The 12,223-nt window shown below is 70.2% G+C and carries 12 protein-coding genes; 5 read left to right on the top strand and 7 right to left on the bottom strand.

All coding sequences use genetic code 11. The features are described from left to right. The first annotated feature begins 108 nt into the window (after positions 1-108). Positions 109-1,983, top strand: a complete 1,875-nt coding sequence (locus ACFVDM_RS18200; RefSeq protein ID WP_383640292.1) for a serine/threonine-protein kinase — start codon at positions 109-111, stop codon at positions 1,981-1,983. On the opposite strand, the gene ACFVDM_RS18195 is transcribed toward ACFVDM_RS18200, so the two are convergent. The 3 genes from ACFVDM_RS18195 to ACFVDM_RS18185 are packed head-to-tail and all read right to left on the bottom strand — an operon-like array spanning position 1,968 to position 3,257. Then, positions 1,968-2,186, bottom strand: coding sequence for a DUF397 domain-containing protein (locus tag ACFVDM_RS18195; protein WP_383640289.1), 219 nt, complete (start codon positions 2,184-2,186; stop codon positions 1,968-1,970). The two genes, ACFVDM_RS18200 and ACFVDM_RS18195, sit on opposite strands and share 16 nt — an antisense overlap. Positions 2,187-2,217: 31 nt before the next feature. Then, positions 2,218-2,445, bottom strand: a complete 228-nt coding sequence (locus ACFVDM_RS18190) for a DUF397 domain-containing protein (protein ID WP_383640286.1) — start codon at positions 2,443-2,445, stop codon at positions 2,218-2,220. Continuing rightward, on the bottom strand, positions 2,403-3,257 hold the full coding sequence (locus ACFVDM_RS18185; protein WP_383640283.1) for a Scr1 family TA system antitoxin-like transcriptional regulator: 855 nt from the start codon (positions 3,255-3,257) through the stop codon (positions 2,403-2,405). The genes ACFVDM_RS18190 and ACFVDM_RS18185 overlap by 43 nt, the downstream gene beginning before the upstream one ends. Positions 3,258-3,408: 151 nt before the next feature. On the opposite strand from ACFVDM_RS18185, the gene ACFVDM_RS18180 reads away from it, so the two are divergent. Beyond that, entirely contained in the window at positions 3,409-3,735 is a 327-nt protein-coding gene (locus tag ACFVDM_RS18180; RefSeq protein ID WP_383640280.1) for a hypothetical protein, read from the top strand. On the opposite strand, the gene ACFVDM_RS18175 is transcribed toward ACFVDM_RS18180, so the two are convergent. After that, the gene (locus tag ACFVDM_RS18175) at positions 3,721-4,080 is read right to left on the bottom strand and encodes a winged helix-turn-helix transcriptional regulator (RefSeq protein WP_383640996.1); all 360 of its coding nucleotides are present in this window, start codon (positions 4,078-4,080) and stop codon (positions 3,721-3,723) included. The genes ACFVDM_RS18180 and ACFVDM_RS18175 overlap by 15 nt on opposite strands. 147 nt (positions 4,081-4,227) lie before the next feature. On the opposite strand from ACFVDM_RS18175, the gene ACFVDM_RS18170 reads away from it, so the two are divergent. After that, a complete protein-coding gene (locus ACFVDM_RS18170; RefSeq protein WP_383640277.1) occupies positions 4,228-4,872 on the top strand; it encodes an NAD(P)-dependent oxidoreductase in 645 nt (214 codons plus the stop codon). An 18-nt stretch (positions 4,873-4,890) separates the two neighbouring features. Here the strand turns inward: ACFVDM_RS18170 and ACFVDM_RS18165 are convergent, their stop codons facing one another. Continuing rightward, positions 4,891-5,148 (bottom strand): Txe/YoeB family addiction module toxin, encoded by a 258-nt coding sequence (locus tag ACFVDM_RS18165; RefSeq protein ID WP_383640274.1) that lies wholly within the window; start codon positions 5,146-5,148, stop codon positions 4,891-4,893. Beyond that, positions 5,145-5,423, bottom strand: a complete 279-nt coding sequence (locus ACFVDM_RS18160; protein ID WP_383640271.1) for a type II toxin-antitoxin system Phd/YefM family antitoxin — start codon at positions 5,421-5,423, stop codon at positions 5,145-5,147. The genes ACFVDM_RS18165 and ACFVDM_RS18160 overlap by 4 nt, the downstream gene beginning before the upstream one ends. A gap of 103 nt (positions 5,424-5,526) precedes the next feature. Between ACFVDM_RS18160 and ACFVDM_RS18155 the strand changes: the two genes are divergently transcribed. After that, a complete protein-coding gene (locus tag ACFVDM_RS18155; protein WP_383640268.1) occupies positions 5,527-7,857 on the top strand; it encodes an ATP-dependent RecD-like DNA helicase in 2,331 nt (776 codons plus the stop codon). Positions 7,858-7,986: 129 nt separating this feature from the next. Further along, the gene (locus ACFVDM_RS18150) at positions 7,987-9,285 is read left to right on the top strand and encodes a citrate synthase (RefSeq protein WP_383640265.1); all 1,299 of its coding nucleotides are present in this window, start codon (positions 7,987-7,989) and stop codon (positions 9,283-9,285) included. 531 nt (positions 9,286-9,816) lie between these two features. Here the strand turns inward: ACFVDM_RS18150 and ACFVDM_RS18145 are convergent. After that, positions 9,817-12,162 carry a heavy metal translocating P-type ATPase gene (locus tag ACFVDM_RS18145; RefSeq protein ID WP_383640262.1) on the bottom strand — a complete coding sequence of 782 codons (2,346 nt, stop codon included), beginning with the start codon at positions 12,160-12,162 and terminating at the stop codon, positions 9,817-9,819. Positions 12,163-12,223 lie beyond the last annotated feature (61 nt).

Raw genomic sequence — 12,223 nt, 5'->3', positions numbered from 1 at the left:
ACCAGACTGGCCATTCGCCGCATCAAGTCGCCCTGAATTCAGCCACGTTCGGACGACACATGCTCTTCCGTACGCACGGAGGGCTGGACCCACGGGGAGAGCTCGACCATGACCAGCGCGCACCACGGTGACCAGCAGGGCGCCGAGGACAACCTCGACGGCGGCATCAAGCCCCTGGCGGTCGGTGATCCGGCCCGCATCGGCCCCTATCTGCTGCTCGGCCGGCTCGGCTCGGGCGGGATGGGCCGGGTCTACCTCGCCCGTTCCGAAGCCGGTCGCACCGTCGCCGTGAAGGTGGTCCACGCGGAGCACGTGGCCGATCCGCAGTTCCGCGCCCGCTTCCGGCGCGAGGTCGAGGCCGCCCGGCGGGTGGGGGAGCGCTACACGGCCCCCGTCCTGGACGCCGAACCAGACGCGGAGTTCCCCTGGGTGGCCACGGGATACGTTCCCGGCCTCTCCCTGGAACAGATCGTCCGGGGCCACGGCCCCCTCCCCGCCGCCACTGTCCTGACCCTGGCCGACGGACTGCTGCGCGCGCTCGCGGACATCCACGCGGCGGGCATCGTCCACCGCGACCTGAAGCCGTCGAACGTGATGGTCACGGTCGACGGCCCCAAGGTCATCGACTTCGGGATCGCCCGCGCCGCCGAGACGGCCGTCAACTCCCTGACCAGCTCCGGCATGGTGATCGGCACTCCCGGTTTCATGTCCCCCGAGCAGATCCGCAGCGGCGAGGTCGGCCCGGCGAGCGATCTGTTCTCCCTCGGCTGCGTCCTCACGTACGCGGCCACCGGACACCGCCCGTTCGCCGAAGGCGTGGGCAACCACCACGCGGTGATGTACCAGGTCCTTGAGGAGGAGCCCGACCTCAAGGGCGTGGACGATCCGGCGCTGCACGCCCTGATCACCCGCCTCCTGGCGAAGCCCGTCGCCGAACGGCCCGAGATCGGGGCGCTCCTGGAAGAGGAGGACGCACCCCCCGCCGGGGCCTCGTGGCTGCCCTCCGAGGTGATCGCCCATTTGGCCCGTCAGTCGGCCCGCCTCCTCGACGCCGAGGCGGCACCGGTCCGCGAGGAGGGCGAACGGGGGACGCTGCCGCTGGGCCGTGCGCAGAAGCCCCCGGTGCCCGCGACACCTCCGGCCGCCCCCGAGGGCGGGGAGGAGCCCGCGAAGGAGGCCCGGGAGAAGCGCCGCCGCCGCCGTCTCGTCGTCATCCCCGTCATCTTCGTCCTGGCCGGGGGCGGCGGCACCATGGTCGCCCTCCCACTGTTCTCCCAGGACACGGACAGCGGCGCCCACGCCGCCCCGCCCTCCGCCACGGCGAGCGTCACCCCCGGGACCTCCGCCTCCGCCTCCTCGTCCCCGTCCCCGAACGGCACCGCCTCGCCCAAGCCGCGGACCAAGAGCCCCAAGGCCGACGACGGCAAGGCGGGCGGCACGGACGGCAGTGACGGATCGGACGGCCGCAACGGCACCGACGGCCGCGACGCCGCGACCACCTCCGGCACCGGCTCCTCCGGCGGCACGACCGGCTCCACGTCCTCCTCCGGCGGCACCACCGCCACCGGCGGAACCACCAGCACGGGAGGGTCGGGCTCCACCGGCGGCTCCACCACCGGGGGTTCCACCACGGGTGGCTCCTCCGGCGGTTCCTCCGGCGGCGGCGGGGGAACCGTGCCGTCCTCGTTCGTCGGCACATGGCAGAACGCCGAGGTCTACAACGGGAATCAGCCCGCCACGATCACCATCTCCTCCACGGGAGCGGTCCGCATGACGGGCCTCGTCTCCTCCCCCTGCCCGTACGTCGCCAAGGTGACCTCCACGGCCGACAACGGCAAGCGCATCAACGTCAGCAAGCCCGAACTCGACGGCCCCAACCCCGGCTACTGCTGGACCACCTTCAGCCCGTCCAACTTCACCCTCTACAGCGGCGGGATCCTCTACAACGTGGACGCCGGGAGCTACCACTACAAGCGGGGCTGACTCCCTGCCTTGAGCGCGGTGACGAACGACGTCCACCCTGCGGTGGAGAACACGATGACGGGTCCGGCGGGGGCGGCCTTGCTGTCGCGGACGGGGACGACGGGGTGGCCTGCGGCGACCTCCAGGCATTCGCCCTGGTTGGCGCCGCTGTAGCTGGACTTGAACCAGCCGGTCAGAGCGGTGGAGCCAAGGGTGCGGTGCATGCGCGTACTCCTCTGCGGGGGGCGTGCTCGGTCAGTCGGTGAGCTGGCCTGCCTTGAGCGCGGTGACGAACGACGTCCACCCCGTGGTGGAGAACACGATGACGGGTCCGGCGGGGGCGGCCTTGCTGTCGCGGACGGGGACGACGGGGTGGCCTGCGGCGACCTCCAGGCATTCGCCGTTGTTCCCGCCGCTGTAGCTGGACTTGAACCAGCCGGTCAGCGCGGTGCTGTCGACGATGACGTCCCCGGCGTTGAGCATGATTCGTGTTCCTTCGCGATAGCCCTGACCAGTGCTACCGATTCGTCGAGCGAAGCGGCGTTGCTGAGGGCGAGGTTATAGGACGTGTGGCAGGCGGCAACCGTTGCCGGATCATCCATCAGGTTTCCGGTGTGAAGGCCCTCTGCGTAGGCAAGGGGAGCACCGTCCGCGAACGTCAGGAGGTAGATCATGCCTTCCAGGAGCGCATGCGCTCCGGCCGACAGAGGTAGTACGTGCATCCGTAGGCGTCCCGCCTCCGTCATGTCCGCGATCTTGTGCAGTTGCTCCGCCATCACCGCTGGTCCACCGATGCGCCGCCTGAGAGCGGCCTCATCGAGCAGAACCCAAGCCGTTGGGACATGCGGCCGGTCGAGCATGAGGCCTCGTCGTCCGCGACTGACGACGAACTCGTCAAGCTCCTCGGCGGTGTAGTTCGGTCGGTACGCCTTGAACACCGCCAGGGAGTAGGCGCTCGTCTGGAGCAATCCCGGAATGAGCGCGGCACCGTACAGGCGGATCTCCGTCGCCTCGGACTCCAAGTCCGCGACGGTCGCGAAGTATCGCGCGAACACCGTGTCCAGGTCCTCCAGCCACCTGACAAAGAACCCGTCAGTCCCCAACGCCCGGTCAATCCGCTGCGCATCGTCCGGCTTGGGAAGCCGCCGCCCCGCCTCCCAGTGGCTGATCAACGTGGGCGAGCACACCACCTGCTCGCTCAGCGCCTCCTGCGTCAGCCCCGCCGCGATGCGGCGCAGCCGTAGTTCCTCGCCGTACTTCTGCCGAGGGCTGCGCGGCGTTCGCTTCGTTCCCATGGTGCCCAACTCCCCGTTCCGACGGCCCTGACGCCCGTGCTGTCATCCCCGCCCCCCTGGCAGCGTAGCGATGCGCGACCCCACTCTGTGATGGATTCACTACACAACGCACGCCCCCGCTCCGGGGGCCGAACGGGAAGCGGGCGAGGGCATGACGTACGAGAGCCAGGAGATGCGGCTGCTGCCGTGGGAGGGGCAGGACGGGAAGCCGTGCTACGTGCTGGGGGACGGCGGCGGGTACGTGTCGCGGATGGCCGACGGGGTGGAGAGCGTACAGCTCGGGATGGCGGGGGAGCTGTTGCGGCATGCGGCGGATCTGCTGGCGGACCGGAAGGTGACGGAGGCGGAACTGCACTTCCTGGCGTGCCGGTTGAAGGAGTCGCTGACGGATGTGAAGCGGGTCGCGGAGAGCCGGGGGTCGAGGCTGGGGGGTGGGGCCGTGGTGCCGGACGAGGCGGGGGCGTCAGTGGAGGGCTGAGCCGGGGGCGGCGTCCTCGTACGCCTCGCGGGCGCCCTCGACCTCGGGGAGGTGCGCGGCGGCCCAGGCGCAGCAGGCGGCCATCGGGGCGAGGAGGGAGCGGCCGAGCGGGGTGAGGGCGTAGTCGACGCGGGGCGGGGTGCCGTCGCCGACCGTACGGGCGATCAGGCCGTCCCGCTCCATCGAACGCAGCGTCTCCGTCAGCACCTTGGGCGTGATGCCGCGCAGCGGGACCGCGAGTTCGGAGAAGCGGCGGGGACCGTCCTCCAGGCAGCGGACGATCTTCGCGGTCCATTTGCCGCCGAGGCGGAACGGCGAATCGGTGTGGTCGCAGCCGGTGAACATGTCGGCGTCAAGGGGTTCGCTCACACCGTCGAGCGTACGGAACCGCCCTGGTGGACGTCGCTATCGTTGCGGAAACCATGGGGTGCCGTCCTACCGTCGCGCCATCGGCCTGCGGGGATGCGCGGGCCCTGGTGGAGGGGGTACCCCATGAGCAGGATCGTGGTGTTCGGAGCCGGCGGGCGCGCGGGTCGGCGGGCGGTCGCGGAGGCGGCGGCGCGGGGGCACCGGGTGACGGCGGTGGTGCGGGACCCGGCCGGGTATCCGGGCCTCGGCGGGGACGGGGTGGACGTGGTCGCCGGGGACGTCAGCGACGCGGACAGCGTGGCGGCGGTGGCGGCCGGGCACGACGCGGCGGTCCAGGCGGCGGGCCGGATGGACATGCCGTCGACGGAGTTCTTCGTGGGCGCGGCGCAGGCGCTGCTGGCCGGGCTGGAGCGGGCGGGCGTGGCCCGGCTGGTGCTGGTCGGGATCGGGACGACGCTGGAGGCGGCGCCGGGCGTCATGCTCCACGACACCCCGGGCTTCCCGGCGGACGCCCGTACCTTCTCCCTCGGCCACGCGGCCGAACTGGACGTCCTGCGCGCCTCCGACACGGACATCGACTGGCTGGTGCTCGCCCCGCCGCCGGTCATGCTGGACAACGAGGCGGAGCGCACCGGCCACTACCGGACGGGCGGCCACGCCCTGCTCCCGGACGCCGAGTCCTTCTCGTACGCGGACCTCGCCGTCGCCCTGATCGACGAGGCCGAAACCCCGAAGCACAGCCGCTGCCTGACGGCGGTCGCGGGCTGAGCGTGCCGTGCCGTGCGGTCAGTTGTAGTGATACCGGGCCTGCACGACGACGAGTTCGGACTCGGTGGCCTTGTACACCAAGCGGTGCTCGTCATCGATGCGTCTCGACCAGTAGCCGCTGAGGTCGCCACGCAGGGGCTCGGGCTTCCCGATGCCGTCGAAGGGGTCGCGCAGGGCGTCCGTGATGAGCCGGTTGATGCGGCGGGTCATGCGACGGTCGCTCTCCGACCAAAAGGTGTAGTCGGCCCACCCGCGCAAGCTGAACGTGAGCTTCACCCGGCGTCCTCGGCGTCCTCGCCGTCCGGAACGTCCACCAGTTCGTGGTGCTCCGTCCGGCCTCCTTCGACCTCTGCGATGGACTCCAGGAGCCGGCGGGCATTGGCCGGCGAGCGCATCAGGTAGATCGTCTCCTGCCAGGAGGCGAAGTCCTCCTCCGACATGAGGACCGCATTCCCCTTGCGAGAGGTGATGTGGACAGGGGCGTGGTCCTCGTTCACCTTCTCGATCAGCGGAAAGAGGTGCTTCCGGGCTTCACTGGCCGTTATCGACATGACGAACCTCTTCCCACGGTGAGCCACTGGTACGACTCATGGTACCAGTGGCTCTTCGCGCGCAACCTCTCGTGATGTCACCCCCGCCCGATACCGTCGCCCCATGTCCACCGCGTCCACCACGCCGTCCGCCTCCCCCCACCTCGCCGTCCTCGAAGGCGTGCTCGAACGCATCACGTACGCCAACGAGGAGAACGGGTACACGGTCGCGCGGGTCGACACCGGACGGGGGAGCGGCGATCTGCTGACCGTCGTCGGCTCGCTGCTGGGGGCGCAGCCGGGGGAGTCGCTGCGGATGGAGGGGCGGTGGGGGTCGCATCCGCAGTACGGGAAGCAGTTCACCGTCGAGAACTACGTGACGGTCCTTCCGGCGACGATCCAGGGGATCAGGCGCTACCTCGGCTCCGGGCTGATCAAGGGCATCGGGCCGGTCATGGCGGACCGGATCACCACGCACTTCGGGGTGGACACGCTCGACATCATCGAGCGGGAGCCGAAGCGGCTGGTGGAGGTCCCGGGGCTCGGGCCGAAGCGGACGAAGATGATCGCCGTCGCCTGGGAGGAGCAGAAGGCGATCAAGGAGGTGATGGTCTTCCTCCAGAGCGTCGGGGTGTCGACGTCGATCGCCGTCCGTATCTACAAGAAGTACGAGGACGCGTCGATCTCCGTCGTGAAGAACCAGCCCTACCGGCTGGCCGCCGACGTCTGGGGCATCGGCTTCCTGACCGCCGACCGGATCGCCCAGGCCGTCGGGATTCCGCACGACAGCCCGGAGCGGGTCAAGGCGGGACTGCAGTACGCGCTGTCGCAGTCCAGCGACCAGGGGCACTGCTTCCTGCCCGAGGAGCGGCTGATCGCGGACGGGGTGAAGCTGCTCCAGGTGGACACCGGCCTTGTCATCGAGTGCCTGGCGGAGCTGGCGGAGGAGCCGGAGGGGGTCGTCCGGGAGAAGGTGCCCTCGCCGGAGGGCGGCGAGCCGGTGACGGCGGTGTATCTGGTGCCGTTCCACCGGGCGGAGATCTCGCTGGCCGCGCAGGTGCGGCGGCTGCTGCGGACGCCCGAGGAGCGGATGCCGGCCTTCGCGGACGTGGACTGGGACCGGGCGCTGCGCTGGCTGGCCGGGCGGACCGGGGCCGATCTGGCGCCGGAGCAGGAGGCCGCGGTGCGGCTCGCGCTCACCCGGAAGGTGGCGGTGCTGACCGGCGGGCCCGGCTGCGGTAAGTCGTTCACCGTCCGCTCGATCGTGGAACTGGCCCGTGCCAAGCAGGCGAAGGTGGTGCTGGCCGCGCCCACCGGGCGGGCGGCGAAACGGCTCTCCGAGCTGACCGGCGCCGAGGCCTCCACCGTGCACCGGCTGCTGGAGCTGAAGCCGGGCGGCGACGCGGCGTACGACCGGGACCGCCCGCTCGACGCGGACCTCGTCGTCGTGGACGAGGCGTCCATGCTCGATCTGCTGCTCGCCAACAAACTCGTCAAGGCCGTGGCACCCGGTGCCCATCTGCTGCTCGTCGGGGACGTGGACCAGCTGCCGTCCGTCGGCGCGGGCGAGGTGCTGCGGGATCTGCTCGCCGAGGGCGGGCCGGTCCCCTCGGTCCGGCTGACCACCATCTTCCGGCAGGCGCAGAAGTCGGGTGTGGTCACCAACGCCCACCGGATCAACCAGGGCATACCACCCGTTACCGACGGGCTCAAGGACTTCTTCCTCTTCGTCGCCGACGAGACGGAGGACGCGGGGGTGCTCGCGGTGGACGTGGCGGCCCGCCGGATTCCGGCCAAGTTCGGACTCGACCCGCGCCGCGATGTGCAGGTCCTCGCCCCGATGCACCGGGGGCCGGCCGGGGCGGGCCATCTCAACGGGCTGCTCCAGCAGGCCATCACCCCGGGCCGCCCCGGCCTCCCCGAGAAGCGGTTCGGCGGCCGGGTCTTCCGGGTCGGCGACAAGGTCACCCAGATCCGCAACAACTACGACAAGGGCGAGAACGGTGTCTTCAACGGGACGGTCGGTGTCGTCACCGCCCTCGACCAGGACGAACAGCGGCTGACGGTCCTCACGGACGAGGACGAGGAGATCGGCTACGACTTCGACGAGCTGGACGAGCTGTCCCACGCGTACGCCATGACGATCCACCGCTCCCAGGGCAGCGAGTATCCGGCGGTCGTCGTTCCGGTGACGAAGAGTGCCTGGATGATGCTCCAGCGCAACCTGCTGTACACCGCCGTCACCCGGGCCAAGAAGCTCGTCGTCCTGGTCGGCTCGCGGCAGGCGATCGGACAGGCGGTCCGCACGGTTTCCGCAGGCAGACGCTGCAGCGCGCTCGATTTCCGGCTGCGCGGGGGGCCGGAAGGAGGACTCTCGGAAAAAATGATCGATCAAATCGGTGGGAAACATCACGGAGGTCTTCCGCAACCGCAGTCAAGGGGGCAGGATGAATAAGTTCGCGGCACTCAGTGCCGCGAGTAGGTCCAATGGACGACCCCGAGTGCACTCTCCTGAGCCAAATGGGGGAGGGTGGAGACAGTCAGGGAACCTCGAAGAAGAGGCACTACGTCGGTGAGGGATGACGTGAGCGAGCACACCAACAACGCTGTAGTACTCCGGTACGGCGATGGCGAGTACACCTACCCGGTGATCGACAGCACCGTCGGCGACAAGGGCTTCGACATCGGGAAGCTCCGGGCGAACACCGGCCTGGTGACGCTGGACAGCGGATACGGCAACACCGCTGCCTATAAATCGGCCATCACGTACCTCGACGGCGAGCAGGGCATCCTGCGCTACCGCGGGTACCCGATCGAGCAGCTCGCCGAGCGTTCGACGTTCCTCGAAGTGGCGTACACGCTCATCAACGGTGAGCTTCCCAAGGTCGACGAGCTGGCGACCTTCAAGAACGAGATCACCCAGCACACGCTGCTGCACGAGGACGTCAAGCGCTTCTTCGACGGCTTCCCGCGCGACGCCCACCCGATGGCCATGCTGTCCTCGGTCGTCAGCGCGCTGTCCACGTTCTACCAGGACAGCCACAACCCGTTCGACGAGGAGCAGCGCCACCTCTCCACGATCCGGCTGCTCGCCAAGCTCCCGACGATCGCCGCGTACGCGTACAAGAAGTCGATCGGTCACCCGTTCGTCTACCCGCGCAACGACCTCGGCTACGTCGAGAACTTCCTGCGGATGACCTTCTCGGTCCCCGCCCAGGAGTACGAGCTGGACCCGGTCGTCGTCTCCGCCCTGGACAAGCTGCTCATCCTGCACGCGGACCACGAGCAGAACTGTTCGACCTCCACCGTGCGTCTGGTCGGCTCCTCGCAGGCCAACATGTTCGCCTCCATCTCCGCCGGCATCTCGGCGCTGTGGGGCCCCCTGCACGGCGGTGCCAACCAGTCCGTGCTGGAGATGCTGGAAGGCATCCAGGCCAACGGCGGCGATGTCGACTCCTTCATCCGCAAGGTGAAGAACAAGGAGGACGGCGTCCGCCTGATGGGCTTCGGCCACCGGGTGTACAAGTCCTTCGACCCCCGCGCCAAGATCATCAAGGCCGCGGCCCACGACGTGCTGTCCGCGCTCGGCAAGTCCGACGAGCTGCTGGACATCGCGCTCAAGCTGGAGGAGCACGCGCTCTCCGACGAGTACTTCGTCTCGCGCAACCTCTACCCGAACGTGGACTTCTACACGGGCCTCATCTACCGCGCGATGGGCTTCCCGACCGAGATGTTCACCGTGCTCTTCGCCCTCGGCCGCCTCCCGGGCTGGATCGCCCAGTGGCACGAGATGATCAAGGAGCCGGGTTCCCGCATCGGCCGCCCGCGCCAGATCTACACCGGCGAGGTCCTGCGCGACTTCGTCCCGGTCGAGGCCCGCTGAGCTTCGTAGCACCACCCCCGGCCGCACCGGCCGGCTGCCTTCGCCCCTGACCACCGCGCTTTCGCACAGAGCGCGGTGTCCGGGGCGATTTGCTTTCCCGGGGCTTCGCCGTGGCTTCCCCGTGGCTTCGCCGGGCGGAGGGGAGCGCTCCCGTGGAAAGAGAGAAGCGCCCCGCCATCGATCCCCCCACGGGCCGACAGCGAGGCGCTTCCCATATCCCGGAGCGGATTCCCCCCACGGGATCCGGCCGGGCGTTCGTCGGGAGCCGAAGCTCCTGGGTGTTCCTCGGTGCTGCTGTTGTGCGTACCGCGCTGTTCCTCGTGCGGCTGCGGTCTGCCGGGGTACGTACGTACGGGAGGGCCGCTCAAAGCTCCCCGGTGCACGTGCCCCGGCCAACGCTTGCCAGGAGCGTCCCCCAAGACCCTCCTCCGGACGTCCCCCAAGACATCCTTCTGGCATCGCACTCTTAGACTCGCGAACCCACCGAATGGTTACCCTGAAACCGGTGTGATCTGGGTCTCATTGTGGATATTACGTGAAGGACCGCAGGCGCAGGCTGTTGGTCACGACGAGGACCGATGAGAAGGCCATCGCCGCTCCCGCAATCATAGGGTTGAGCAGCCCAAATGCCGCAAGGGGTAGGGCGGCGAGGTTATAGGAGAATGCCCAGAAGAGGTTGCCCCTGATGGTGCTCAGGGTGCGCCGGGAGAGCCGGATCGCCTCACCCGTCACCTTGAGATCTCCACGAACCAGGGTCAGATCGCCCGCCTCGATCGCGGCGTCCGTGCCGGTGCCCATGGCCAGCCCCAGGTCGGCGGTGGCGAGCGCCGCCGCGTCGTTCACCCCGTCCCCGACCATCGCCACGGAGCGGCCCTGCTCCTGGAGGCGCCGGACGACGTGCGCCTTCTCCTCGGGCAGCACCTCGGCGTACACCTCGTCGATGCCGACCTCGGCGGCGACGGACTCCGCGACCGCCCGGTTGTCCCCGGTCAGCAGGATCGGTGTGAGCCCCAGCGCGCGCAGTTCGGCGACCGCCTCGGCGCTGGTCTCCTTGACGGCGTCGGCGACCTCGACGACCGCGCGTGCCTCGCCGTCCCAGGCGACCGCGATGGCGGTCCGGCCCGCCTTCTCCGCTTCCGCCTTGCGGAGCGCGAGTTCCTCCGGCAGTCGGATCTCCCCTTCGGCCAGGAGCTGTTCCCGGCCGACGAGGACCGTATGTCCCTCGACGACGCCCCGCACGCCGAGTCCGGGGACGTTGGTGAAGTCCTCGGGGGTGGGGAGCGGGGCTCCGGTGCGTTCGGTGGCTCCGGTGGCGACGGCCTGGGCGATGGGGTGTTCGGAGGCGTGTTCCAGGGCTCCGGCGAGGCGCAGGACGTCGGTTTCGGTGGTGCCGGGGGCGGTGTGGACGGTCTGGAGGGTCATGCGGCCGGTGGTGACGGTGCCGGTCTTGTCGAGGACGATGGTGTCGACGCGGCGGGTGGTCTCCAGGACTTCGGGGCCCTTGATGAGGATGCCGAGCTGGGCGCCGCGTCCGGTGCCGACCATGAGCGCGGTCGGGGTGGCGAGGCCCAGGGCGCAGGGGCAGGCGATGATCAGGACGGCGACCGCCGCCGTGAACGCGGCCGTCGCGTCGTCCGTGACCAGCAGCCACACGACCAGCGTCACCAGGGCGATCAGCAGCACCACGGGCACGAAGACGGCCGAGATCCGGTCGGCCAGCCGCTGGACGTCCGCCTTGCCGTTCTGCGCGTCCTCGACGAGCCTGGCCATCCGGGCGAGCTGGGTGTCGGCGCCGACCCGGGTCGCCTCCACGACGAGCCGGCCCGAGACGTTCACCGTGGCGCCGGTGACCGCGTCCCCGGCCCGCACGTCGACCGGCACGGACTCACCGGTCAGCATCGACGCGTCGACCGCCGAGCTGCCCTCCACCACCGTGCCGTCCGTGGCGACCTTCTCGCCGGGGCGGACGACGAAGCGGTCGCCCACGGCGAGCCGGCCGACCGGGACGCGGACCTCCGCCCCGTTCCGCAGGACCGCCACGTCCCGGGCGCCCAGATGCATCAGCGCCCGCAGCGCGGAACCGGCCTTCCGCTTGGACCGGGCCTCCAGATAGCGGCCCAGCAGGAGGAAGGTGACGACGCCCGCCGCGACCTCCAGATAGATGGTCGAGGAGGCGTCCGCGCGGGAGACCGTGAAGTCGAAGCCGTGCCGCATCCCCGGCATCCCGGCGTCGCCCAGGAACAGCGCCCACAGCGACCAGCCGAACGCGGCGAGCGTCCCGACCGACACCAGGGTGTCCATCGTGGCCGCGCCGTGCCGCAGATTGGTCCAGGTCGCCCGGTGGAAGGGCAGTCCGCCCCAGACCACGACGGGGGCGGCGAGCGTGAGCGAGAGCCACTGCCAGTTGTCGAACTGGAGCACCGGGATCATCGCCGGCGCCACGACGGGCGCCGCGAGCACCGCCGACACGGTCAGCCGCTGCCGCAGGGAGGCCGTCTCGGTGTCGGGCTCCTCGGGCGGCTCCGGCCCGCCGGCCTCCCCGGAGGTCTCCGGGGTCTCGTCCGCCACGGGCTCCGGAGCGGGCGGCGGCACGGGCCGCGCCGTGTACCCCGTCCGCTCGACCGTCGCGATCAGATCGTCGAGCGCCGTCCCGGGGCCGTAGGCGACCTTGGCCTTCTCGGTCGCGTAATTGACGGTGGCGGTGACCCCGTCCATCCGGTTCAGTTTCTTCTCGACCCGGGCGGCGCAGGACGCACAGGTCATCCCGCCGATCGTCAGCTCGGCCTCGGAGGACTGGGAGAGCCGAGGGTCCTGTGGGCTCTCCGGCCTCTCCGGGCCGTCCGCCGCCGGAACCTGGACGTCTGGTGCGCTGTGCATGTCCGAACTCCTGAAACGCCGACCGGGCCGTGCCCTCCCAGTATCTGCTGGTCGGCCCGGC

Source organism: Streptomyces sp. NPDC057682 (assembly GCF_042799575.1).
GTDB lineage: Bacteria > Actinomycetota > Actinomycetes > Streptomycetales > Streptomycetaceae > Streptomyces.
Note: the sequence above shows the minus strand (reverse complement) of the source record. Positions and strands in the feature narration are given on the sequence as shown.

What these genes read in the sequence shown, in the direction of transcription:
- ACFVDM_RS18200 (WP_383640292.1), top strand. Translation starts at nt 109, where the DNA reads ATGACCAGCGCGCACCACGGTGACCAGCAGGGCGCCGAGGACAACCTC.
- ACFVDM_RS18195 (WP_383640289.1), bottom strand. Translation starts at nt 2,186, where the DNA reads ATGCACCGCACCCTTGGCTCCACCGCTCTGACCGGCTGGTTCAAGTCC.
- ACFVDM_RS18190 (WP_383640286.1), bottom strand. Translation starts at nt 2,445, where the DNA reads ATGCTCAACGCCGGGGACGTCATCGTCGACAGCACCGCGCTGACCGGC.
- ACFVDM_RS18185 (WP_383640283.1), bottom strand. Translation starts at nt 3,257, where the DNA reads ATGGGAACGAAGCGAACGCCGCGCAGCCCTCGGCAGAAGTACGGCGAG.
- ACFVDM_RS18180 (WP_383640280.1), top strand. Translation starts at nt 3,409, where the DNA reads ATGACGTACGAGAGCCAGGAGATGCGGCTGCTGCCGTGGGAGGGGCAG.
- ACFVDM_RS18175 (WP_383640996.1), bottom strand. Translation starts at nt 4,080, where the DNA reads ATGTTCACCGGCTGCGACCACACCGATTCGCCGTTCCGCCTCGGCGGC.
- ACFVDM_RS18170 (WP_383640277.1), top strand. Translation starts at nt 4,228, where the DNA reads ATGAGCAGGATCGTGGTGTTCGGAGCCGGCGGGCGCGCGGGTCGGCGG.
- ACFVDM_RS18160 (WP_383640271.1), bottom strand. Translation starts at nt 5,423, where the DNA reads ATGTCGATAACGGCCAGTGAAGCCCGGAAGCACCTCTTTCCGCTGATC.
- ACFVDM_RS18155 (WP_383640268.1), top strand. Translation starts at nt 5,527, where the DNA reads ATGTCCACCGCGTCCACCACGCCGTCCGCCTCCCCCCACCTCGCCGTC.
- ACFVDM_RS18145 (WP_383640262.1), bottom strand. Translation starts at nt 12,162, where the DNA reads ATGCACAGCGCACCAGACGTCCAGGTTCCGGCGGCGGACGGCCCGGAG.